This is a genomic window from Colwellia sp. M166, from assembly GCF_024585285.1.
Classification (GTDB): Bacteria; Pseudomonadota; Gammaproteobacteria; order Enterobacterales; family Alteromonadaceae; genus Cognaticolwellia.
Map to the genome: position 1 here is coordinate 3,549,827 of NZ_CP040755.1, position 24,536 is coordinate 3,574,362.

23 protein-coding genes are annotated in these 24,536 nt (G+C 39.9%); 16 read left to right on the forward strand and 7 right to left on the reverse strand.

The genetic code is table 11. The features are described 5' to 3' along the window. The first annotated feature begins 257 nt into the window (after window positions 1–257). The 8 genes from FGD67_RS16055 to FGD67_RS16090 all read left to right on the forward strand — a co-directional run bounded on the left by FGD67_RS16055 (window position 258) and on the right by FGD67_RS16090 (window position 8,638). Window positions 258–623 carry a response regulator gene (locus FGD67_RS16055; protein WP_257172095.1) on the forward strand — a complete coding sequence of 122 codons (366 nt, stop codon included), beginning with the start codon at window positions 258–260 and terminating at the stop codon, window positions 621–623. After that, window positions 620–1,228, forward strand: coding sequence for a chemotaxis protein (locus FGD67_RS16060; protein ID WP_257172096.1), 609 nt, complete (start codon window positions 620–622; stop codon window positions 1,226–1,228). The genes FGD67_RS16055 and FGD67_RS16060 overlap by 4 nt, the downstream gene beginning before the upstream one ends. A 2-nt stretch (window positions 1,229–1,230) precedes the next feature. After that, a complete protein-coding gene (locus FGD67_RS16065) occupies window positions 1,231–2,190 on the forward strand; it encodes a diguanylate cyclase (protein ID WP_257172097.1) in 960 nt (319 codons plus the stop codon). A gap of 257 nt (window positions 2,191–2,447) precedes the next feature. Beyond that, window positions 2,448–4,904, forward strand: coding sequence for a bifunctional aspartate kinase/homoserine dehydrogenase I (thrA, locus tag FGD67_RS16070; protein WP_257172098.1), 2,457 nt, complete (start codon window positions 2,448–2,450; stop codon window positions 4,902–4,904). Beyond that, a complete protein-coding gene (thrB, locus tag FGD67_RS16075; protein WP_257172099.1) occupies window positions 4,904–5,878 on the forward strand; it encodes a homoserine kinase in 975 nt (324 codons plus the stop codon). The genes thrA and thrB overlap by 1 nt, the downstream gene beginning before the upstream one ends. 66 nt (window positions 5,879–5,944) lie before the next feature. Further along, window positions 5,945–7,231 (forward strand): threonine synthase, encoded by a 1,287-nt coding sequence (gene thrC, locus FGD67_RS16080; protein WP_257172100.1) that lies wholly within the window; start codon window positions 5,945–5,947, stop codon window positions 7,229–7,231. Window positions 7,232–7,452: 221 nt separating this feature from the next. Then, window positions 7,453–8,145, forward strand: a complete 693-nt coding sequence (gene ung / locus FGD67_RS16085; protein ID WP_257172101.1) for a uracil-DNA glycosylase — start codon at window positions 7,453–7,455, stop codon at window positions 8,143–8,145. A 328-nt stretch (window positions 8,146–8,473) separates the two neighbouring features. Further along, window positions 8,474–8,638: a hypothetical protein gene (locus tag FGD67_RS16090; protein WP_257172102.1), complete on the forward strand. Its 165-nt coding sequence runs from the start codon at window positions 8,474–8,476 to the stop codon at window positions 8,636–8,638. A gap of 307 nt (window positions 8,639–8,945) precedes the next feature. Here the strand turns inward: FGD67_RS16090 and FGD67_RS16095 are convergent, their stop codons facing one another. Further along, on the reverse strand, window positions 8,946–10,010 hold the full coding sequence (locus tag FGD67_RS16095; protein WP_257172103.1) for a transposase: 1,065 nt from the start codon (window positions 10,008–10,010) through the stop codon (window positions 8,946–8,948). Continuing rightward, window positions 10,003–10,914, reverse strand: coding sequence for a site-specific integrase (locus tag FGD67_RS16100; protein WP_257172104.1), 912 nt, complete (start codon window positions 10,912–10,914; stop codon window positions 10,003–10,005). The genes FGD67_RS16095 and FGD67_RS16100 overlap by 8 nt, the downstream gene beginning before the upstream one ends. Window positions 10,915–11,223: 309 nt before the next feature. Here FGD67_RS16100 and FGD67_RS16105 point away from each other — a divergent pair, with 309 nt between their 5' ends. From FGD67_RS16105 to FGD67_RS16115, 3 genes are all read left to right on the forward strand, one after another. Further along, window positions 11,224–12,753 carry a transposase gene (locus FGD67_RS16105; RefSeq protein WP_257172105.1) on the forward strand — a complete coding sequence of 510 codons (1,530 nt, stop codon included), beginning with the start codon at window positions 11,224–11,226 and terminating at the stop codon, window positions 12,751–12,753. A gap of 219 nt (window positions 12,754–12,972) precedes the next feature. Beyond that, window positions 12,973–13,713, forward strand: a complete 741-nt coding sequence (locus FGD67_RS16110) for a hypothetical protein (protein WP_126667776.1) — start codon at window positions 12,973–12,975, stop codon at window positions 13,711–13,713. A 125-nt stretch (window positions 13,714–13,838) separates the two neighbouring features. Beyond that, window positions 13,839–14,267: a hypothetical protein gene (locus FGD67_RS16115; protein ID WP_126667777.1), complete on the forward strand. Its 429-nt coding sequence runs from the start codon at window positions 13,839–13,841 to the stop codon at window positions 14,265–14,267. A 286-nt stretch (window positions 14,268–14,553) separates the two neighbouring features. Here the strand turns inward: FGD67_RS16115 and FGD67_RS16120 are convergent, their stop codons facing one another. Continuing rightward, window positions 14,554–15,084 carry a transposase gene (locus tag FGD67_RS16120; protein ID WP_257172106.1) on the reverse strand — a complete coding sequence of 177 codons (531 nt, stop codon included), beginning with the start codon at window positions 15,082–15,084 and terminating at the stop codon, window positions 14,554–14,556. 378 nt (window positions 15,085–15,462) lie between these two features. Between FGD67_RS16120 and FGD67_RS16125 the strand changes: the two genes are divergently transcribed. Further along, a complete protein-coding gene (locus FGD67_RS16125) occupies window positions 15,463–16,995 on the forward strand; it encodes an aminotransferase class V-fold PLP-dependent enzyme (RefSeq protein WP_257172107.1) in 1,533 nt (510 codons plus the stop codon). A gap of 199 nt (window positions 16,996–17,194) precedes the next feature. On the opposite strand, the gene FGD67_RS16130 is transcribed toward FGD67_RS16125, so the two are convergent. After that, window positions 17,195–17,761: a GNAT family N-acetyltransferase gene (locus FGD67_RS16130; RefSeq protein ID WP_257172108.1), complete on the reverse strand. Its 567-nt coding sequence runs from the start codon at window positions 17,759–17,761 to the stop codon at window positions 17,195–17,197. A gap of 115 nt (window positions 17,762–17,876) precedes the next feature. On the opposite strand from FGD67_RS16130, the gene FGD67_RS16135 reads away from it, so the two are divergent. Continuing rightward, window positions 17,877–19,214, forward strand: a complete 1,338-nt coding sequence (locus FGD67_RS16135; RefSeq protein ID WP_257172109.1) for an FAD-binding oxidoreductase — start codon at window positions 17,877–17,879, stop codon at window positions 19,212–19,214. A gap of 156 nt (window positions 19,215–19,370) precedes the next feature. Here FGD67_RS16135 and FGD67_RS16140 read toward each other — a convergent pair whose 3' ends face one another. From FGD67_RS16140 to FGD67_RS16150, 3 genes are all read right to left on the reverse strand, one after another. Then, on the reverse strand, window positions 19,371–20,324 hold the full coding sequence (locus FGD67_RS16140; protein WP_257172110.1) for a D-2-hydroxyacid dehydrogenase: 954 nt from the start codon (window positions 20,322–20,324) through the stop codon (window positions 19,371–19,373). 185 nt (window positions 20,325–20,509) lie between these two features. Then, a complete protein-coding gene (locus FGD67_RS16145) occupies window positions 20,510–21,715 on the reverse strand; it encodes an NnrS family protein (RefSeq protein WP_257172111.1) in 1,206 nt (401 codons plus the stop codon). A 112-nt stretch (window positions 21,716–21,827) separates the two neighbouring features. Then, window positions 21,828–22,073: a DUF2164 domain-containing protein gene (locus FGD67_RS16150; RefSeq protein WP_257172112.1), complete on the reverse strand. Its 246-nt coding sequence runs from the start codon at window positions 22,071–22,073 to the stop codon at window positions 21,828–21,830. 195 nt (window positions 22,074–22,268) lie between these two features. Here FGD67_RS16150 and FGD67_RS16155 point away from each other — a divergent pair, with 195 nt between their 5' ends. The 3 genes from FGD67_RS16155 (at window position 22,269) to FGD67_RS16165 (ending at window position 24,472) form a co-directional block, all read left to right on the forward strand. Further along, window positions 22,269–22,400, forward strand: a complete 132-nt coding sequence (locus FGD67_RS16155) for a hypothetical protein (protein ID WP_257172113.1) — start codon at window positions 22,269–22,271, stop codon at window positions 22,398–22,400. 25 nt (window positions 22,401–22,425) lie between these two features. After that, complete coding sequence (gene iscX, locus FGD67_RS16160; protein ID WP_257172114.1) at window positions 22,426–22,626, forward strand: Fe-S cluster assembly protein IscX; 201 nt, start codon at window positions 22,426–22,428, stop codon at window positions 22,624–22,626. Between the two features lie 151 nt (window positions 22,627–22,777). Further along, complete coding sequence (locus FGD67_RS16165) at window positions 22,778–24,472, forward strand: NAD-dependent malic enzyme (RefSeq protein WP_257172115.1); 1,695 nt, start codon at window positions 22,778–22,780, stop codon at window positions 24,470–24,472. Window positions 24,473–24,536 lie beyond the last annotated feature (64 nt).

A 24,536-nucleotide genomic window follows, 5' to 3' on the forward strand; every position in this document is an offset into this window, starting at 1 on the left:
GGCAATGTCATTAGGCATTATCGAATTGTTGCTAAGTTTATAGTGAAAGCTTTAAAGCTTACATTAAGTGTTGGTATTATTTATTCTTATAATTGTCTTTTCGTACTATATTGATAGCCTGATAATGGCATTTACCTGCACTTTTAAGCAATTAAGTTGAAATAAACGTCACTTTTCTTCGTATTAGTAATTAACAGCAGCACAAAATTAGGGTAAATTAACAGCTAATAAAAAAAATAATAAAGGATTAGTATCAAATGAGTACAAATGTTCTTATTTGTGATGACTCTAACTTAGCTCGAAAGCAAGTATTTAGAAGCCTTCCCGAAAGTTTATCCACTCATGTGCAATTAGCCCAAAATGGTCAAGAAGCCTTAGAGATTTTACGTGATAAAAATATTGATATCTTATTTCTTGATTTAACTATGCCTGTCATCGATGGTTTAGGGGTTTTACAAGCATTAAAAGATGACAATATTGAATTAGCGGTATTTGTTATTTCTGCCGATGTTCAGCCTGAAATGCAAAGCCGAGTCATGGATTTAGGCGCAAAAGCATTTCTACGTAAACCTGTACAATTAGATATCTTAAATGAAAATTTGAAAACTCACGGTTTTTTATGAATGCATTTGACTTAACTGAAGATCAGCAAGATTGTTTACAAGAGCTGATTAATGTCGCGATGGGACAGGCAAGTGATCAGCTTGCCCGCTATTTAGATACCTTTGTGTATTTGAAAGTGCCTAAAATTGAACAAGTAAAGTCAGAACAACTTTTTGTTACGCTTAATCAAGATTTAAAGGCAACGGCGGTGGTTAGCCAAGGCTTTTTTGGTTATGAAGGTATACGTGGCGAGGCACTCTTGATGTACCAGCCACAAGACTCAAACCGTTTGGCTGACTTACTTGGTTATGAAGCTGATGAGTTAACTTTTGATGAGCAAATTATCGATTTAAGCTCTATTTTAACCACGACATTTTTGAATGTGTTTGCTAGTCAAATAGATAATCAGATGTCATATAGTGCGCCTCGGTTGTTGTCGCCTAACCTCGGCGCTGTAACTCAACACTTACAACAGCAATCATTTAATTGGGATTTAGCCTTGAAAGTGCGTATTAGTTATCAAGTAACCGACTACTCTTTTAACTGTGATATGGTGTTATTGATCCCTGAGCAAGCCATTATTAACATTAAGACCGTTATCGACCGTATATTGGAAGAGTTTTAATTATGTTAGATGCGCTTTATCATAATATTACCAACCGGTTAAATACTGGAATTTTGATTCTCGATAGTAATTTTAATATTGTTATGTGGAATCGATTTTTAGAAGTACATGCCAATAAAAAAGACAACAATGTTATTGGGAAAAGTATTTTTACTGTTTTTCCTGAATTACCCAAAAAGTGGTTTGAGCGGAAATTATCCAGTGTTATCCAGCTAAAAAATCAGTCCTTTTGCGGTTGGGAGCAACGTCATCACCTGTTTGAGCTTTCTCATTCTCGTCCGATAACAACGGATAGTGATTTTATGGCGCAAAATTGTACCTTTCTGCCGGTTGAAGTTGAAGGGGAAGTTGAGCATGTTTGTCTTTTAATTGAAGATGTTACTGATATTTGCCATTATCAAACACAATTAAATAAGGCACTAGAAGAGTTAGCTTTATCTAATCGTATTGATGGTTTGACTCAAGCATTTAATCGTAAACATTGGGAAGAGTGTTTAGCCAGTGAATTCTCACGGGCACGCCGTTATAGTTATGAGCTTGCGTTAGTGATGCTCGATTTAGATCAATTTAAAGCATTGAATGATACCTTTGGCCATCAAGGTGGTGATAAAGTGCTTGTTGAGACGGCAAAGTCTATCAATGATTTGCTGCGTATGGGCGATATGTTTGGTCGTTATGGTGGTGAAGAGTTTGCAGTGATATTGCCTAATACCGATCTGGTAGGCGCAGAAGAAGTGGCTGAGCGGATACGTCAAACTATAGCTAGCAATACTGTTGACTATCAAGGACACAGCATTAACGTCACTGTCAGTATTGGCGTTGCAGTAATTGATGCAAAAGATACTCGCTATGAAGATTTGATCAGCAATGCGGATATTGCATTGTATGAAGCCAAGTCTATGGGCCGTGATCGCGTTTGTTTAGCGACCCCATCTCTCACGCAAAAAACAGTTGTTGCCTGAATATTTTACTAAAATATTCAATCTTCTGATATTTTATCCATATATTAGTTTGTTTTATTCATAAAAATGGGTTGACAGAAAAAAACATATCAGGCACTTTATAACTCATGAATAATTTACTTAGCCGAATCATTATTATTACCACTACCACCCTCATTGGGATGGTGGTCATTGGCTGACGAGTAAAGTTTATCAATTTTATCAAGCCCGTGACCTATTAAAGGTTACGGGCTTTTTTTGTTTTTAGGGGAGTAAAAATGCGTGTATTAAAGTTTGGTGGTTCTTCTTTGGCTTCGGGTCAACGTTTTATCGAAGTGGCGAATATCATCAAAAACAAAAGTCAGTCGTCTCGTCTTGCTGTTGTTGTTTCTGCGCCACAAGGGGTAACCAATCATCTTGTAGCGATGGCAGAGAACATTTCTAACGAAGAAAAGCTTAAAGGTGACTTGCTACATTTTAAGCACGCAATTAAAAATATTATTGAAGACTTATCCGCGACCCTACCAAAGTTTTGCCCATTACATAGTGAACAAGTACTGGTAACTTGGGAGCAGCAGCTTAGTCGTTATTTGCATGGCGCAACATTGTTATCATTTTGTCCAGAACATGTCCGTGCACGCATCATCAGTATTGGTGAACGCTTGAGTGTGGCATTGCTACAGTCGGTGTTAGCTGCTGATGATTATGACGCTAGTGTTATAGAGCCAGAACGCTTCTTGCGTACCAACGACGTATCGATGAATGCTGTTGCAGATCTCGTGCTATGTAAAGAGAAGTTTCAAGCCGTTTATAGTGACCTTAACAACATTGCCCTTATGCCGGGTTTTATCGGTGTTGATAGCCAAGATAATGTCACTACGCTAGGTAGAAATGGCTCAGATTATTCAGCAGCGGTATTAGCGGTATGTAGTGAAGCAGAATATTGTGAAATTTGGACGGATGTTGATGGTGTGTATAACGCCGATCCTCGTTTGATCAAAGAAGCTAAGTTATTAGATTACTTGTCTTACCAAGAAGCAATGGAGCTATCTTATTTTGGCGCCAGTGTTTTACACCCTAAAACTATTGGTCCCATTGCTCAGCATCATATCCCTTGTTTAATTAAAAATACCGGCAACCCAGATGCGCCAGGGACTTTAATTGCTAATGAAAATGATCAAAGTAAACGAGTGAAAGCGATTTCAAACCTTGATGACTTAACGATGGTTAATGTTTCAGGCCCAGGCATGAAAGGTATGGTGGGGATGGCAAGCCGTGTTTTCGCGACCATGAGCCGTGAAAAAATCTCATTAATTCTTATTAGCCAATCTTCTAGTGAATACTGTATCAGTTTTTGTATTTACTCGTCTGACGCTGATAAAGCAGAGCAAAGCCTGCAAGAAGAATTTGAACTAGAGCTGTTAAATGGTTTATTAGAACCGTTAACGTTAACGCATCAATTATCTATTGTGTCGTTAGTTGGCGATGGTATGCATCATCAACAAGGTGTTGCCGCTAAATTCTTTGGTTCGTTAGCGCAAGCTCGAGTCAATGTGGTTGCCATTGCACAAGACTCGTCTGAGCGTAGTATTTCAGTGGTGATTGAAAGTAGAAAGTGCACTGATGCCATGAAAGTGAGTCATCAAAACTTCTTTTCGCATAAACCTACTATCGACGTTTTCTTAGTTGGCTGTGGTGTTGTCGGTAGCGAGCTACTTGCTCAAATAGCGCGTCAGCAGACAAAACTTAAAGCCGATAATATTTCTTTAAAAGTTTATGGCTTAGCGAACAGTAAAGGTATGGTATTTAACAGTGAAGGTATCGATGTTGCTAATTGGCAGGAAAATCTCAACCAACAACCTGTAGCTGTTACCGTCGAAAATATTAAACATTTTGTTCGAGAGAACCACTTAATTAACCCGGTATTAGTCGACTGTACTTCAAACGAAGAATTGGCTTTGCAATACGTTGATTATTTAGAAGCCGGCTTTAATGTCGTGACGCCGAATAAGAAAGCTAACACAGATTCTTGGCAATATTATCAAGCATTGCGCACAGCGGCGCAAAAAACTAACCGTCGATTTTTATATGAGACAACCGTTGGCGCTGGTTTACCGGTTATTGATACTTTACAGAACTTGCTAAAAGCTGGAGATGAGCTGCAACGTTTTGAAGGCGTATTATCTGGTTCATTATCTTATATTTTTGGTAAGCTTGATGAAGGTATGACATTATCTCAAGCGACAGCATTAGCCAAAGAGCAAGGTTTTACTGAGCCGGATCCTAGAGACGATTTGAGTGGTATGGACGTTGCCCGTAAATTGTTGATCATGGCTAGAGAGGCAGGAATGCCATTAGAGCTTACTGATATTACTATAGAGCCTGTTTTAGCTGATTCATTTGATGCTAGCGGCGATGTGGCTACTTTTATGGCTAACTTACCTCAATTAGATAAAGCTTTCGCTGAGCGTATTGATGCCGCTAAAGCAGAAGGAAAAGTATTAAGATATATTGGTAATATTGTTGATGGAAAGTGTCAGGTCGCTATTGAAGCGGTAAGTGCCGACCATCCATTATATAGTATTAAAGATGGCGAAAACGCATTAGCGATTCATAGCCGTTATTATCAACCATTACCTTTTGTTTTACGTGGCTATGGCGCAGGGGCGGCCGTAACTGCTGCCGGTGTTTTCGGTGATGTATTAAGAACGTTAGCATGGGAGCAACAACATTAATGAGCGTTTCAGTCTTTGCACCAGCATCAATTGGCAATGTTAATGTCGGTTTTGATGTTTTAGGTTTAGCGGTTAAGCCACTCGACGGTACATTACTTGGCGATGTAGTTACTGTCACGCACAGTAATGGCGACGACCAATTAGAAGTTACCGGCAGTTTTGCGAAAAAATTACCTAGTGACGTTAAGCAAAATATTGTTTGGCACTGTTTACTGCTTTTTAATGAACAACTTCTAGCAAGTAAACAAGCGGTGGTTGCCGTGAAAGTTACGCTAGATAAACGCATGCCTGTAGGCAGCGGTTTAGGCTCTAGTGCTTGTTCTGTAGTGGCGGCGCTTGCAGGTTTAAATGCTTTCTATGAAAAGTATCATGAATTTAGTTTTTCAGAGCAAGCGTTGTTAAAAATGATGGGACAAATGGAAGCACAAATTAGTGGTAGTTTACATTATGATAATGTCGCGCCGTGCTTCTTAGGTGGCATGCAATTAATGGTGCCAAACCCAGAGATTATCACCCGTAATTTACCGCAATTTGACGATTGCTACTTTGTCATGGCTTATCCTGGTATTGAAATATCCACAAAAGCCGCCAGAGATATCTTGCCAACGAGTTATTCGCGAGCTGATTTGATCAGTTTTGGTCAGAATTTAGCGACCTTTGTTGACGCTTGTCATCGTGGTGATAAAGCACAAGCGTTCGGCGTATTAACTGATGTAGTCGCAGAACCTTATCGCGAGTCAATTTTACCGGGTTATAGCGCAGCTGCCAGCCACTTAAGAGCGGAAGGATGTTTAGCGGTTGGTATTTCTGGCTCAGGTCCGACACTTTTTTGTGTTACTGACGATGCAGGAAAAGCTGAAAAGTTTGCCAACTGGTTAACAGAAAATTATTTACAAACATCGACTAACGGCACAAGTGACGGATTTGTTCATGTTTGCCGAGCGGATACTGAAGGTGCGGTAAGCTTACCTTAGAGAATTATTCTAATGTTTGGTCTGTTGGCTATTAAGCCACAAGATAAACCTATATAGGAATTGAGTGTGAAATTTTATAATTTAAAAGAAAATGATGAACAAGTCAGCTTTGCTGGCGCAGTAAAGCAAGGTTTAGGACGTAATCAAGGCTTATTCTTCCCAGAAGCAATCCCTCGTTTTGATGATATTGAAGCCTTATTGGCATTGCCAATGGTTGAGCGCAGCGTAAAAGTACTTTACCCATTTGTTAGCGATGATTTAACCGAAGCTCAGCTGACTAAAATTGTCACTGATGCCTTTAACTTTCCAGCGCAAATGCAGCCAATCAGTGAAAAAAGAGCCATTTTAGAACTGTTTCATGGTCCAACATTAGCGTTTAAAGATTTTGGTGCTCGCTTTATGGCTAAATGTTTACAAGCATTTAGTGAGAACAAAAAAGTCACGATATTAACGGCGACCTCTGGTGATACTGGCGCTGCCGTTGCACATGCCTTTCATGGTATTGATAACATTGATGTAGTGATTTTATATCCGAAAGGTAAGATCAGTTTATTACAGGAAAAAATGTTTACGACGCTTGGCGGAAATATTCGCACTATCGCGGTAGAGGGAACGTTTGATGATTGTCAGTCTTTGGTTAAACAGTCTTTTGATGATCAAGAGCTAAAAGAAGCTATCGGCTTAAACTCAGCTAACTCAATTAACATCAGTCGATTGTTAGCTCAAATTTGTTATTACTTTGAAGCCGTTGCACAGTTGTATCGCCAAAAAGGCGCTGAAGCCTTAAAAGAAATTGTGTTCTCAATTCCGAGTGGTAATTTTGGTAATCTCACCGCTGGACTTTTTGCTAAAGCCTTAGGTTTACCGATCAAGCGCTTTATTGCCGCAACGAATGCTAATGACACGGTACCGCGCTATTTACAAACCGGTGAATGGTCACCGAATGAGACCGTGGCAACTATTTCTAATGCCATGGATGTAAGTAATCCAAATAACTGGCCACGTGTTGAACATATGCTAAAAGCGGGTTTAGTTGACAAAGATTGTGTCAGCTCTGTCTCTATTGATGAAGAGCAAACACAGATGACCATGATTCAGCTAGCAAAACTTGGCTACATTAGTGAACCTCATGCTGCTGTTGCTTATCGAGCATTACAATATAATGCCCTTGATAACGAATTTGGCGTATTTTTGGGCACAGCGCATCCGGCTAAATTTAAAGATATTGTTGAAAGTACTTTAGGGCAGCCGATAGGTTTACCGAAAGAACTAGCCGATTGTGCAAGCGAAACTATTTTATCAACAACAAGCTCGACAGATTTTTCGGAACTAAGAGCCTATCTATTAGCTTAGTTAAAGTGAACAACAGCTTATAAGAAATTAAAGGCAGTTTTTACTGCCTTTTTTGTCTCCGCAGTGCGAAGAGAAAACCCCAGGCTGTCTGAAATTGTGCGGTGAAATAGCTATGAGTGATCGCTAAAATATTGCATCTAACTTGTTATGGTAGTGCGTTAATGACATTTACGTAGCCAATGCCGCATAATGTACAGATGATATTGAATAAGAGCCGTGATATGAATAAGTTAAAACCGCAGTGGCAAAAAATAATTGCCAATGAACAGCAACAAGATTACTTCCAAGAACTATCTCAAGAAATCGAGCAGCAGCGAGCTAATGGCGACGTTATATTGCCAAACGAAGCGGATGTTTTTACGGCTTTTTCAACCGTCGATTTACCTGAAGTAAAAGTGGTAATTTTAGGCCAGGATCCATACCACGGCTTAGGTGCTAACGGTGAGTCACAAGCGCATGGTTTAGCGTTTTCTGTACGTAAAGGCATTAAAATTCCTCCTTCATTAGTCAATATATACAAAGAACTGACGCAAGATATTGCTGGCTTTAAAACCCCGAAACATGGTTATTTAATGGAATGGGCTGAGCAAGGCGTGTTGTTGCTCAATACCGTACTGACCGTTAAGCAAGCAAATGCGCATTCACATGCTAAATTGGGCTGGGAAACCTTTACCGATAACATTATTGCTGAGCTCAATGAGCGTAACGAAGGCTGTGTATTTTTACTGTGGGGTAGCCACGCGCAAAAGAAAGGTAAGAATATTAATCAGCAAAAGCATTTAGTCTTGAATGGGCCGCACCCATCGCCACTGTCAGCTTACCGAGGCTTTTTTGGTTGCCAACACTTTTCAAAGGCCAATCAATGGCTAGCAGCACAAAATAAAAGCGCTATAAATTGGCAGGTTAGTGAGTAGCTAAGTTTTGTTTGTTATTTTTCTACAGTCAATCTGAGAGCGTGTTGTTATATTTTTAAAGCACTAATTATATTGTTGCAAATTTTAAAGTTACTGCTGGTTGTTCATACAGTATTGTCGCATTTCCCGCTTTTTTGTAGAGAGACAGATTAAATCTGCCTTTTTACATCAGGTTATTCAAGAGCTGACAATAACTTATTGAATGGTAATATTAAGTTATGTATATTGATTTGAATAAATATTCACAAGTAGTGTGATCTTGCTTGTGGAAAGGCGGAATTTTTCCGTTTAATAAGCTGTTAGCAGGTTAATCAACAAGGAGTATTAAATGGATTTTATTGTAAATATTCTAATGGCGTTAGGACTAGTGCCAGCAAAAGATTTATCAGATTCAATGAAACAATCCAAAACATTAACAGTCATGGTAATCGTTGGTATCATTTTTTTTGGTGGACTTGCATTATTTCTGTATAAAATGGCGGGTGTTCAATAACTAATAAGTTGGGTGTAAACAACCTGCTAATAAATAAAGGATAGGTTGCGCGCAGCCGCAACTTAATCCTGTTGTTGAACAAGCCCGGTGTTGGTGCGTACTCTTTATAAGTAAATAAATAAAACTAAGATGGGTTGTCTGTTGGCGGTGCCTCTAAGCGGTGATTTTCAGGCCAAGCGCAGCTACTATCACTAAACAGAGTTTGGTAATATAGTAACGCAACAATTTGTTTTTTCTTATATTTATTATCCTCACTTTGTGACTGTTTAGGGCGCAACAATTCCTTTTGCTTAGGCACTTCCTTGTTTTATATCGTATGACCCATAATGACGCGATGACCTCGTCGCATTAGGTATAGCGTCATTTGAGTGGCACAATTAGGGGCAACAAACGCCTTTTTAGGTAATGTTTCACTGGGCGCTAACACCACGTTAAGCAGTAACTGTAACCGCTTTAACGTACGGTTAGCATTGCCATGTAAAAAACCATAATTGCGTGCTCGTCGAAAACCGCTAGGCAGTACATGTTGTAGTACTCGCCATAAAAAGGCCGTAGCGTGCTCGGTGATGGTTTTAAACTGTTTCGTTTTACTTTCTTTATATTGAAACGTCACTCGGTCATGCTTAATCGAGAGTAGGTTGTTTTCATTCACCACCCCACGATAGAGGTATCTAGCAAGGTAGGTTAACGCACTATCGCCTTTCCCTACGTGCTGACAATCAGCTACCCACGAACTAGAGGTTTTAGCCGGGAGATAATAACCAGACGCACACAGTAGCGCGATGAATTTTCCTCGAAACACCTTGGCTAAGTTATCGGCTTTAAAAAGGTATTTCCCTGATTTTGTTTGCCACTGTTTTCTCGATTTATCTAACCCGCCTGCGGGTACCACAAGATGAATGTGAGGGTGAAACTCAAGTCGCCTGGAGTGCGTGTGCAACACCGCAATGAGGCCATTATTTTCCCCAAGCTGTTTATCTCGTTTAAAAAAAGCGTCTAGGGTTTGTTTAGCGGCAGTGAACATCGCTTGATAAGCCCACTTTTGGTGAGTCCAAATAAAATGACGACATTGATAGGGTAACGTGAACGTTACTAAATAATAATCTACAGGCAACAATTTTTGTTGTTGCAACGTTAACCAATCACTATTGCTCTTATGTTGGCAAGCCGGACAGTGTCGATGGCCACATGAAGGATGAAAGGTGCTGTTGGTTTGACAATCATCACAATGATACAACATTGCCCCTGCTTGTGGGGTATGGCACGCCATGATTTTTGTGAGTGCCTGATGGTGTACTCCTTTCATTTGTTTCGCGTATTTTTGGGTAAATTCATCTTGATACTGTCTGGCTATCTGGGCGAGTTCAATCATCACGCTGCTCCCGCCAAGTAATGTTAAGCGAGTCAACGATATCATTGAGCATAAGTGTACTGTTTTGCGCGACTTCCTCTGTCATGCGGGTATAAAGCGCGGTTGTTTTGGGGCAAGCGTGACCTAGAAAAACTTGAATAGAGCGTAAACTCGCGCCACGCTCAAGCATATGAGTGGCAATAGAGTGTCTCAGCGTATGCACGTGAACATTTTTAGTTATGCCACAGGCGTTAGCGACAAGTTTAATGGTTTTTTGTATACCGCCTTTGTCCATGACCAGCGTTTTGTCTTGTCGACTATGTGGTGGCTTCCCCCCAGGAAACAACAAACTGGGATGACGGTGTGTTTTCCAATAATGACGTAATGCCAACAAGGTTGCTTGTGGCAAAGGAACGAAACGGTCTTTTTTGTTTTTGGTATAACGTAAATGCACTTGCATTAAATGACGATCAATATCAGCAATCGTTAAATTTAAGGTTTCAGATAAGCGTAACCCTAAACTATAAGTGGTTAAGTAATACACTTGGTATCGTAATTGACGCGTGGTATTAATAATTGCAGCGACTTCAGATAAGGATAAAACATCCTGAAGTGCTTGAACTTTAGGGGGCTTAACAATATCAACCCATTGCCAAGGGCGCTGTAGCACATGTGTGTATAAAAACTGAATAGCACAACGGGTGATTTTAACGTGACTCCATGATTTATTCTCAACGAGGTACAGGAAGTAAGTTTTCAGCGCTTCAACCGTCAAGTCGTCTGGGCAGGTATCAAAGAAAGTGGCTGTTTGCCTAAAACATCGACTGTAACAGTCAATAGTTTTGTCACTTTTTCCTTGTAAGGTCAGTTCGTTAAGGTAAGATTGAACCAATAAATTGAAACGAGCTTGCTCGATGATATTCATAAGGTACTCCTCAAGACTGCCGATATTGACAGTTAAGGTAAGTACAGATTACTTTTGTTTTTTCTGCCGCAAAGCGGCTTCGTTCAACAAGCACTTCAAACGGAACAAAAACAGTTGGTTAGGTTCCGCTTCGCTACACATTTTAACCAACTATTTTTGTCCGCTTAAGTGGGCGTTGAGGCTGTAGAATTTCTCCAAAAAAGACGTTTTTACGTCTTTTTTTATATTTTGTGATTTGTTTGTTTTTTAACCTTGCGCGATATTCTGGTCTGTGATCTAATAGATATTATCCGGCGAAAGTGAATTCACATGGCTAACTATAAACCTGATTTATCCTGTCAAAGTAAATTCATTCCCATTGATTTTTCACAGCAAATAATCCCCGGCACCTTTGAATATGCGCTTGCGCATATTGTTGATAACCATCTTGATTTATCGGGCTTTGAACAATGGTATTGTAACGATAAAGGCGGCGCAGCCGCCTATTCTCCGTCCGTGATGCTAAAAATAATCCTCTTTGGTTATTCTCGTGGCTTTATCAGTAGTCGCCGCATTGCCAACGCCTGTGAAACCAACATTACCTTTATGAGTTTATCGGGTGATGTTCAGCCACATTACACATCGATTGCCGCATTCGTCGCGCGGATGAAAGACCAAATTGAACCGCTATTTACCCAAGTATTAATGATATGTGATAAAGAAGGCCTCATTGGTCGCCATATGTTTGCTATCGATGGTTGTAAAATCAAATCAAACGCGAGTAAGGAATACAGTGGCACGTTTGAAGAGCTAAAGCGTAAGGAAGTGAAATTACGTAAAGCCAGCCAACGTATATTGGCGAGGCATCAAGCACAAGATGGCATGAGCGGTGATGAAGTCAGCCATGACTTAAAGCAAAAAGCGAAACTTGATAATAGCGCCAGTAAAATCAGCGAGTTCATGGCTACTCATCAGGAAAAACTCGGTAGCCGAGGTAAACCCGTGAAAAGCAATATTACCGATAACGACAGCGCTAAAATGACCACCAGCAAAGGCACCATTCAAGGTTATAACGGTATTGCCATTAACGACGACCGGCATCAAATCATTCTTCAAGCGCAAACATGGGGCAGTGTTGGCGAGCAACAAACCTTAAAACCTGCCATAGAACAACTTCATCATCAATTAGAAAAACTCGGTACGCCAAACGCTTTTGAAACCGCTAAATTTACCGCAGACAGCGGCTTTCATAGTGAAGCTAACCTTGAATATATCGCCACAACCGGGTTAGACAGTTATATCGCGGATACACAATTTAGAAGCCGAAACCCGCTTTTTAAAACCAGTGAAACCTATCATACAGCGCAAGAGAAACGGCGATTAAAACGCAGTAAAGGCAGGCCTCGATTATTCACGCGCGAGAGTTTTCATTTTGACCCCACAACTAATACCTGTGTTTGCCCTGCGGGCAAACCCCTATGGCGACAAAGTGCGGGCATTATCACTGATGGCAGAAGCTACAGTCGATTTACGGGATATTTAAAAGACTGTCGCGTTTGTCCATTACAAAGGCAATGTATGCGAAAGCCCCCTAAATCAACCGGTCGACAAGTCCAGTTCTTAACAAACCTAGCGCAAAATATCAGTCACAGTGACCGAATGAAGGTAAAAATAGACAGTTCAATTGGGCGACGGCAATACAGTAAAAGATTAGGCGCAATAGAACCCATATTTGGCAATATTACTGTCAACAAAGGCATGAATAAATTCACCTTGCGCGGGCAAGATAAAGTGAACACCCAATGGCAAATGTATTGCCTTGTTCATAACATTGAAAAGTTAAGAAGTCGCCTGCATTAGGGCCTAAAACCCTAACATCACAGCACAAAAATAGCCTAAAAACTACATTAACAACTTAGTCATCACCATTAATAAATGTTTAACGATGCAAAATTAAAATCGGCAAAAACGTAAACGTTTTTGATTGTTAAAAGAAAATAATCCAGTTAGAGTATTTTCATTATTTAATTTTAATAAAAACGAGTAATTCTACAGGCTCGTTAAGTGTACGGAGTAAGCATGGAAGATGAATTCGGAGATTGGAGGATTTCAGCTGTTGGCACTATAAAAGAGGATATCCCAGCGGCGTACCCTGGAGGACCATCTCATAAAGCAGGAACACCGATATATCAATCAACTTTAGTTCAAACAGAAGATAAACAAAATATAGGTTTTACTCTACCTAGTTCAACAGCTATGGCTTTAAATATTGCCATAAATGCCGCTAAAAGTGCAAAAGACTTCAAATCTAGAATTGCATACGGGAAAGTCGCTACCCCTCAAGGTTCTGGGCTTGCTGTTAATCATGATAGTGATGAGTGTTTGTTTAATTACTTTGAACAATGCATGATTGCTGTAACCTTTTCTTACCAAGCTATCGAAGTCTTCTGTAACCATACAATTGCAAGAGAAATTAAAGAGGCAACAGAAGTAAAACGCAGAAAAAAAAGGGTTATTCTTTCTCCTCTTGAACTTGAACGACAGTTATCTACAGAAGAAAAAATATCTTTAATTTTACCTAAAATTAAAGGACTCCCTACGCCAAAAGGTAAAAGGCCTTGGGAAGCATTTAAAAAACTAAAAGAGGCCAGAGATTCAACTATCCACATGAAAAATATAGATCAGCAGGCAGTTGATACAGAGTCATTATATTTTCAATTTTTAAGTAAAGATTGTGATATTTTTCCACAAGCCGCCATTGCTATGATCCATTATTTTTTAAATGGAAAGGAACCAAGGTGGCTTAAAAAGCTACTGTAAGTGGCCTGTACACTTAATAAGTGTTTTCAAGTCGGACACATAAAGTTGGCTGTGTTCGTTCCTCACATTTTAGCCAACTTTACTTAGCCGCTTAAAACGGCGTTATAAATACAAAGGATGGTTCCATGAAAATTTTAGGCATAATATTAATACTTATTACTTTTAACTCCTCTGCAAAGTCAGAAAAAGGAGTTGTTGTAAAAATACTTCCTGACAAATTAGTTTTATCTATAGACTGCGAAGCGAAAGCAAACTTGCTAGTAGAAAAGGCTTCGGTTCTCTATACTTGCAAGAATTCAGAAGGTGGAAAATATTTCATGGATTTTCGCTTAAATGATTTAGATTTAGTCGCCGACTTTAAACGAAGCTCAACCGATGTTATTGTTAATGAAAGTCAATTTAAGTCATATACATTTTATGAGATATCAGCAATGGACTCGAAAGGCAATCCTCAAAAGTTTGTTTCTTATTGTACAAAAGAAGTTTGTCTTGATCTAGTTGGTGATTATGAGCAATCAATTAAAGCTTCTATAACGTCGCAATTGCGAGGGTAGTATTCATAATAAATAAAGGATAGGTTGCGCGCAGCCGCAACTTAATCCTGTTGTTGAACAAGCCCGGTGTTGGTGCGTACTCTTTATAAGTAAATAAATAAAACTAAGATGGGTTGTCTGTTGGCGGTGCCTCTAAGCGGTGATTTTCAGGCCAAGCGCAGCTACTATCACTAAACAGAGTTTGGTAATATAGTAACGCAACAATTTGTTTTTTCTTATATTTATTATCCTCACTTTGTGACTGTTTAGGGCGCAACAATTCCTTTTGCTTAGGCACTTCCTTGTTTTATATCGTATGACCCCTAATGACGCGATGACCTCGTCGCATTAGGTATAGCGTCATTTGAGTGGCACAATTAGGGCAACAAACGCCTTTTTTAGGTAATGTTTCACTGGGCACTAACACCACGTTAAGCAGTAACTGTAACCGCTTTAACGTACGGTTAGCATTGCCATGTAAAAAACCATAATTGCGTGCTCGTCGAAAACCGCTAGGCAGCACATGTTGTAGTACTCGCCATAAAAAGGCCGTAGCGTGCTCGGTGATGGTTTTAAACTGTTTCGTTTTGCTTTCTTTATATTGAAACGTCACTCGGTCATGCTTAATCGAGAGTAGGTTGTTTTCATTCACCACCCCACGATAGAGGTATCTAGCAAGGTAGGTTAACGCACTATCGCCTTTCCCTACGTGCTGACAATCAGCTACCCACGAACTAGAGGTTTTAGCCGGGAGATAATAACCAGACGCACACAGTAGCGCGATGAATTGTCCTCGAAACACCTTGGCTAAGTTATCAAAAATTAAACGGACACTCACTCTAAATTAGTTCTGATGCCAATATCGATATTCAACTACTTGACTGAGTGCCTTGCTGGCAAAAGTGAACATTATAAGGCAATCTTATCTAGTGATTTCTAGTCTCAAGCACTCCGCAGAGCTAAATTCACTACTTCGATAATCAGTATTACTATTATCTAAAAAACAGCGCATTTTAGAAAAATATTTCAATTTATCGTGATTAATAAAATGTATTTTCATCTCAGGTTCAAAATTGACGGCTAAAGGTTGTTATTTTTAATGCATATCGCTTTTTTGGAATGAGTTTGCTACTTATGGTTATTTGTTGGTTTTATATTGCTCAAAAAATGATAGCTGTTAGTCTGTTTTTATTCTAGAGCATTAAGAGCTGACATCATGTCATTGGAAAACTATTTCTTACCTTTTCGTCAGCACATTATTGGGCAAAACCTGCAACATCAAATCAACGGTAAAACGCTCGATATTATTTATGCTGATTGGACTGCCAGTGGCCGGCTTTATCAACCGATTGAAGATTACTTAACTAATGAACTTGGGCCTTATGTTGCCAACACGCATACCGAGACAAATCTTACCGGTAGTGCGATGACACATGCTTATCATGAAGCGCAACATGTTATTAAACGCCATGTAAACGCTTGTGATAACGATATTTTGATCACGGCTGGCGCAGGCATGACCGCTGTTGTGAATAAATTTCAACGTATTTTGGGTTTACGTATTCCTGAACGTATGCAGGCACAAGTCGCATTTGCAGAGCATGAAAGACCGGTGGTTTTTATTACCCACATGGAACATCATTCGAACCAAACTTCTTGGTACGAATGTGATGTTACGCTGGAAATTGTTGAGCCTGATAGTCATGGTTTACCCTCATTAGATCACTTAGCTATTCTGCTGGAAAAGTACAAAGATCGAGAGGTTAAAATAGGATCATTTTCTGCTTGTTCAAATGTCACGGGGATTAAAACGCCTTATTATCAACTCGCAGAGTTGATGCATCAACATGGTGGTCTGTGTTTTGTTGATTTTGCTGCTTCTGCTCCTTATGTTGATATTGATATGCACCCAAGCAATCCAAAGCAAGCGCTAGATGCTATTTACTTTTCGCCGCACAAGTTTTTGGGCGGACCTGGTAGTTCTGGCGTTTTGGTGTTTAACAAAGCATTGTACAAAAATAAAGTGCCAGATCATCCGGGTGGCGGTACGGTTACTTGGACTAATCCTTGGGGCAAGCATAGTTTTTTTCATAACATTGAAATGCGAGAAGACGGCGGTACACCGGGGTTTTTACAATGTATTAAAACTGCTTTGGCAATAAAGCTTAAAGATGCAATGGGTGTGGAAAATATTCGTCAACGTGAGGCTGAAATAACGGATTATGTGATGGATGCATTAGCGCAAAATGAGCAGGTTGTTATGCTTGAACCTACACTTCGTGATCGTCTAGCCATAGTGTCTTTTTACATTCCCAGCGCACATTATAATTTAGTGGTGCGCTTGCTGAACGATAAATTTGGCGTACAAACTCGCGGTGGCTGTTCTTGTGCTGGTACCTATGGTCATATTTTATTAAATGTGGATCAAAGCACGTCATCAAAAATTACTGAGCAAATAGATGCCGGTGATTATGCTGAAAAGCCGGGTTGGATACGGGCTTCGTTTCATCCGACGACGTCTGATAAAGAAGTGGCTTTTGTGGTTGATGCTATTAAGCAAGTGACTGAAAACTTGGCACTGTGGCGTAAAGAATATCGTTTTAATCCGGCCATTGGCGATTACGAACATAGTAACTTTTCGGTTCAGTTTCCAACGTTATCCAGTTTCGATGCTTTACCGGAAGTTTCGTCAGTAGCGGTGAAAAAAGTAGGAGCGAACCCTTCAATTTTACGTAAATTATTTGGCTAGAGGTCGAATGATTGCTTAATGGTTACTTAACTATTATCTAAGTATTATCTAACTGTTAACTAATCAGGACTGAAGGTTTATTGGCTATTAACGATTTTAATAGCCAATAAATAGAATAGGTAAGTGCAGATGAATGGATAGATTAATCAGCAATGTTAGTCAGTTAGTCAGTTAGTCACTCAGGCATTAATTCACTTAATCAGTCAAACATAACCATCATTTCAGCCGCTTCACAGTGACAATTAAAATGACATATCGGACAGTCGTAACCCGCTAAACTCAATTCATGCCATCGGTCCGGATGCTCTTTAATGAGTATGCCGCCGCATTTTGTAAAATATTTTACCGCGCTATTGCCTGGGCTTTGTTTCCATAAATGACTAACGCCAGCAATGGCGCCTTGTTGTTTTGCTGCGGTAATTGAGCGTTGCAGTAGTTCGCCGCCAATACCATGACCACGATAATCTTCGTCAACCGTATTACATTTAAAATAACACACTTGCTCAGGGGCTACTGACCATAATTGGGTTGTACACCATTGATCTATTTGCCATTGCTGTGCCGCGTAGGTAATGCGAAAGCCGACTAGCTTTTCATTATGGTAAACAACAAAACCTGCGTTGATGTTGTTTTTCAAACCTTTTTCATACCAAGCTTGCATGCTGGTTTGATCAATATAGCCTTCACCGTGCACTGTAGTTGCTAAGTGAATAACCTGGTCAAAGTCGGCCGGGGTTAATTGTTGATAGTTAAGCGTTATGCCCATAAAGTTGTTTTTATTGAATTAGTTATTGCAGCATTGTACTGTTTTTTCTGAGATACTTTAAGTGTGTCAGTTATTAAAATTAACCTTGTTGTGTTAGCTAATTTTGGAAGTGAAAATGTACGATCCTTTGCACGATTTATCGCCAGGTTGTAATGAAAAGTATCCTGAAAGTTACTGGGCAAATGTTTCCGGAGTCGCACCAGAACACGATGGTGCGGTTAGCGGTGATATTGATGTTGATGTCGCCATTATTGGTGCAGGCTATACCGGATTATCTTGTGCGCTGCATTTGGCTCGAGAACATGGTATTAAAGCGCATGTTTTAGAAGCTAATCAAACTGCCTGGGGTTGTAGTGGGCGTAATGCCGGTTTTATTTTGAAATCTTCCGGTCGCAAGTCCTATGGCCAAATGGCTAAGCAATGGGGCGAAGAAGTGATGCGCGGTATTTATCAGGAAATGGCGGCAGGTGTCGACACGGTAAATAGCTTGATCGGCGAAGGCATCGACTGCGATCGCCAGAGTGCTGGTTATATCAAGGTTGCGCATAAGCCTAATAAATTGAAAGAGCTGGTTGAGTTGGCCAAGCTTCAACAGAAAATGTTTGGTTATGACGTTGAAATTCTTTCACAAGCTGAAGTACGTCAACAATATATGGATGACCGCAATGCTTATGGCGCGATTCGTTATCAAGACGGTTTTGGTTTAAATCCTTTAAAACTGGCTTGGGGCTATCAAAAATTAGCCCGTCAAGCTGGCGCGAAAGTACATTGTGCTTCTCCAGTAACCCAATGGCTGTCAGGTGACAATAAGCAGAAGCTGCACACGCCTAATGGTATTGTTAGTGCGCAAAAAGTGGTTATTGCAACTAATGGCTATACGCCAAAAGGTTTTCACGACTTAACCACCGATCGAACATTGCCAGTATTGTCACAAATTATTGTTACTGAACCATTAAATGAAGCACAACTTGCTGCTTGTAATTTCTTAACCTCTAATGTGGTTATGGACACGCGAGCATTGAAGTATTATTACCGTAAGTTACCCGATAATAGAATATTGTTTGGCGGTAGAGGAGCGATCACCGGCAAAAGTGCAGAAGATCCTTATTACGCACAACGTCTACTGTCGGTACTCAAAAGCAGTTTTCCTGCGCTGAGCAACATCAACTACAGTTATGCTTGGTCTGGCTGGATTTGTATGGCGTTAGATGATTTACCGCACATTTATCAAAATGATGAAAAGTCGGTATTTTACAGCATGGGCTACTGCGGTAGTGGCGTTTCATTTTCGGTACAAGCGGGCAAGCGTTTAGCTGAAAAAGTGGCTGAAAAACCGGTACCTGATTTGCCGTTGTACAATAAAGCTTTGCCTAAGTTTCCATTTGCTCCATTGCGACGAGTAGGGCAGTGGGGCTATTTTCATTACGGTAAAGTAAAAGACCAGTGGTTTTAAAATACGGGCCTTCTACTTGTTGCTTTACTCAGCCTTAATCAACACGATTTGCGCGTTCATTACGACGAGTAGGGCAGTGGGGCTATTTTCATTATGGGAAAGTAAAAGACCAGTGGTTTTAAAATACGGGCCTTCTACTTGTTGTTTTACTCAGTATTAATCAACACGATTTGTGTGTTCACCTTGCTTAAATGCCGTTATATTCCTGGCGACCAAATTAAGTAAGGCCTGCTGTGCTTGTTGGCTTGCCCAAGCGATATGAGCGGTAATTTTTAACTTAGGTGACTGCGCAGCTAAAAGTATATGATCTTTTGGTGGTGGCTCTTGTTCAAGTACATCTAAAATCGCGCAGGCAATTTCATCGTTATTTAAGGCACTGAGCAAATCTTGGTTATTAATTAAAGCACCGCGTGCGGTATTAATCAGTATCGCGCTTGTTTTCATACGAGCAAATAACTCCGCATTAAACATACCTTGTGTTTCTGGCGTTTGCGGGCAATGTAAGCTGATAATATCTGCTTGCTCGATAGCGGCTAAAAACGCCATTCGCTCAGGTCTAATCGTTGTAGCACCAGGTCTTTCTGCAATCAGTACCGTCATGTCAAAAGCTTTAGCAATATCGGCAACTTTTTGTCCCAAAGCCCCGTAACCAATAATAGCGATAGACTTGCCTGCTAGTTCGATACTGCCATTACCGTGCAGACAAAAGGTCTCACTTTTCTGCCATAAACCCTGTTGGGTATTGCGGTTGTGATGCTCAATTTGACTAAAGTGAGCCAGTAACTGAGCAAAAATATATTGGACAAGGGTATTTTTTGCATAACCACTGACATTAGTCACCGCTATACCGAGTGCTTTCGCTGCTGCAATATCGACATTATTAATGCCGGTAGCGGTGACACATATTAGTTTTAAATCAGGTAGCTGACTTAATGTTTCACGGCTTAGTTCTACTTTGTTAGTTAATATAATTTCTGCATTAGCACTATGTTGCACGACTTGTGAGGGAGATGTTGTTGCGTGTAGGTTAAGGTTACTGACTACCTGATTAATAGTTGATAAATCTAAGGATTGGCTAAAGGTTTGATAATCTAAAAATACAGCTCGCATGGAAGAGACTCATTAGAAAAATTTTGCCAAGCTTATCGTAAAGCTGTCAATGGGTCGATGGCATTTTTGGATATTTTGGAGAATATCGAATTGAAATATTAACGTCTTAACAGTGTGGACTGTAAAGACGTTAATATTGAAGAAATTAAAACTTGGTTATGGTCATTAATGAGCGTGCCAAACGTTTATCCTGGGCGGCCATCAGCGCGAGACTTTAACAGCATTGGACCATAGAAGATAACAAATAATCCGAAGCTGATCAGCCAAAGCAAACCACTGATATCGATAAATATCATGGTTTTTTCTGGCAAGCCCCAAGGGCCAAAACTTCTGATTAAGCTGGCTAGTACCATGGCAGCAAAAGCCAGTGACATCAGCATTGGGGGCTGTAAAGTTCTACCTGTATGACCTAATGATACGCGCGAAATCATCGCGAGAATAACACCGCCAATGCCACCAATAGTGATTAAATGCCAAATATGATTGCTCGGTATTTCAGGTATTAAATAACTGAAACCGAGTAATGTTAAGCCAAAAGCCAGCGCTTTAATTGAAAAGTGTAATGACCATAGTAGTGGCACGCCTAGGGTTATCCAAGGGCGCCATCTCAGCCAACGGATAGCTTGAAAAATACCGGCGAAGATTAAAATAATACCGATATAAAAGTTATTTACGCCAATGATCGGATGTAATAGCAGTAGTATGGTGAGCAAAGCCAGTGAACCATTAGTTAACTTATCAAGCCAAGGCAGTGGCGTAGTTTTTGTGGTTTTTGTGCCATTGGCGGTAAACATAGGCACTACGCGGCCAACCATAACCGAGATCAGTAAGGTAATTAACATAACACCAGCATAACCAGCATATTGCGTAGAGATTGATGCCGGATAATAAATGCTGGCGTGCATTTCTGCATTAGCGAGAGTGAAAATAGTTAACAAAGGCACAAAAAATAAATTGCGATATTGTTTAATCGCTAATATTGGTTTTGCCAAGATAAAAGCAACACAAGGTAAAAATGCTAAATCTATTACTGTGCTTAGGGCTGGGCCAAAGATATTGGGTAACAATAAACTCACTCGGCCTAATAACCAGAGGAGAAATAAAGCCGCTAAAAGCTTACCTTTAACACCCGGAAGTCCAGTCCAATTTTGTACGGCTGTTAACAGAAAACCTGCAATGATGGCACAGCCAAAACCAAAAATCATTTCGTGAATATGCCACCAGTAGCCGCCACCTAAAGGTTGAATGTCTAAAGCTCCTCGATACAGCATAATCCATAAGAAAATAGCGATAACACTAAAAAGTGCGCCAGCCAAAAAGAAAGGCCGAAAACCTAATCTAAATAGCGGCGTTATTTGTTGTTCTTTTTTTAAATCGGTAATTTGCATCATAGCTGCAACCTTAGGTGTTTATATTGTGGCGATCATAAAGCAATCAAGAATAATTACTTTGCCATATATCAAATAATTTAGTCTTGAGTTAGCTTTTTATACTCAAGCGATGTTAAGTAATTGGTAACTCTAACTCAACAATTTGTTCAGAAATTAATTCAAGTTTTTCTGACATTAAGGCTTGGGCGTCATACAAGCCACGGTTGTAATAAACGGCACCTAATTCCTTAGTAAAGAAATCAAGTAAAAAATCAGCATCAAATTGCTCCAATTCTTGCTCTAGTTCTTTCAGAAAATAGCGTTGTAATTTGTCGATTAACAATGACTTTTCATTGGCCGTGAATTTTATCGGTGACATTGATTGGTTTCCAGTCCTAGTAAGTTTAGAATGATTTATACCAATTCTACTAAGTTTCTTCCCACTCAGTGAACAAACTTAATAGACTTGGTATTATTATACTCATTTAGTATCATTATTTTTTGCTTAATGAATAACCTAATGACAAATATACTATTATACTGTTCCATATAAATTTTAAGTTAAGTAATTGCTGTGAATAAATCATCGTTTAAACAATGGTGGCATACCGATTGTCAGTTTTGCCGTAAAGCTAGAATGATCATTTTTTGGTTAATTTTGATGTTAGCTGCTGATGCACTTTGGTTTGGTTTGATCATTCACTAATTAGATAAACAAAAAGAGGTAGACCATGAGTTATCGCTGGACTGATTCACTTGATATTGCACTCGACCTGATCGAAGAGCATCCTGATGTCGATCCTATGACATTACATTTTCCTGAATTAATGCAATGGGTTTTGGCATTAGAAAACTTTGATGATGATCCCAAGCATTGTGGTGAACGGGTACTTGAAGCAATTCAGTTGGCTTGGATATCAGAAGCGGATTAAATTTCTCTTCTATTTTATTTAGAGCAGATTAATGTTGAATGATTAATCTATATCACTTTTCAAAAGCCGATATTTGGCTATAATATGCGCTCGATTATTATTGTGGTGAATTTTCACCATTCACTAAAAATATAAAGAATATACTTCAACTATGACATCTGAAACTAATCAACGTCCATTATATATCCCATATGCGGGTCCTAGCTTATTAGAAACACCTCTACTCAATAAAGGTAGTGCATTTAGTGAAGAGGAACGCTCACATTTTAATTTAACCGGCTTGTTACCGCCGCGTTTTGAAAGTATCGATGAGCAAGTTGAACGTGCTTATATGCAGTATCGTACTTTTGATACTAACTTGAATAAACACATATATTTACGTGCGATTCATGATAATAATGAAACTTTATTTTTTAAGTTAGTGCAAGCGCACCTGGCTGAAATGATGCCAATTATTTATACCCCAACCGTTGGTGATGCTTGTGAACAATTTTCTGATATTTATCGTAGTTCACGAGGTTTGTTTGTTTCTTATGACCAACGTCATCAGCTTGATGACATTTTGCGTAATGCCACGAAAAATAAAGTTAAAGTTATCGTCGTTACCGATGGTGAGCGTATTCTGGGTTTAGGCGATCAAGGTATTGGCGGTATGGGCATTCCAATTGGTAAGCTCTCGCTTTATACGGCTTGTGGTGGTATTAGCCCAGCATATACTTTGCCGGTTATGCTTGATGTTGGTACCAATAATGAAAAACTGTTAAACGATCCTATGTATATGGGCTGGCGCCATCCTCGTATTGAGCAAGAAAAGTACGATGAGTTTTTAGCAATGTTTATCAATGCTGTTAAACGTCGTTGGCCACATGTGTTATTGCAGTTTGAAGATTTTGCGCAACCTAATGCCACACCATTACTAAACCGTTACCGTGATGAAATATGTTGTTTTAACGATGATATTCAAGGCACAGCGTCAGTAACGGTTGGCACGTTATTAGCGGCTTGTCGCACCAAAAATGTACCATTGTCAGCACAACGAGTTGCCTTTGTTGGCGCAGGCTCTGCCGGTTGCGGTATTGCCGAACAAATTATTGCACAAATGGTTAGTGAAGGAATTTCTGAACAACAAGCTCGCAGCCAAATATTTATGATCGACCGTTTCGGTTTATTAACTGAAGGTATGACGGGTTTACGTGACTTTCAAGCGAAACTGGCACAAAAACAGTCTGCCACTGCAACATGGAATGCCGCCGGTGAATACGCTTCGTTGTTAGAAGTCATGCACGGCGCAAAACCAACGATTTTAATCGGTGTTTCTGGCGTGCCTGGCTTATTCACTGAGGAAGTCATCAAAGCGATGAAGTCGCATTGTGCTAGACCTATAATATTCCCACTGAGTAATCCAAGTCGTCAAGTCGAAGCAACGCCAGAACAGGTTATTAACTGGACTGAAGGTGAGGTTATTATTGCTACCGGCAGCCCGTTTGAAGCTGTTGAATATAAAGGCGAACTTTTTCCTATCGCCCAGTGCAACAATAGTTATGTTTTCCCTGGTATCGGCTTAGGGGTAGTTTCTGCCAATATAGCTCGTATCACTGATAAAATGTTAATGGCCGCAAGTGAAATGTTAGCACAAGCTTCACCTTTGGCGAATACCGCCAAGGGAGAGTTGCTACCACCATTAGTTGAAATTGCCGGCCTAAGTAAAAGAATAGCTTTTGCTGTTGCTAAAGTTGCTTATGAGCAAGGGCATGCGTTGCCACTTTCTGATGAACAATTAGCAGAGAAGATTGAGGCTAACTTTTGGACACCGCAATATCGTCAGTACCGCCGCATTAGTATTTAAGCCATGAGCCAATGGCTTTAACATAATAGTGTCGACTGCAAAACGCCCATCTTGATGGGCGTTT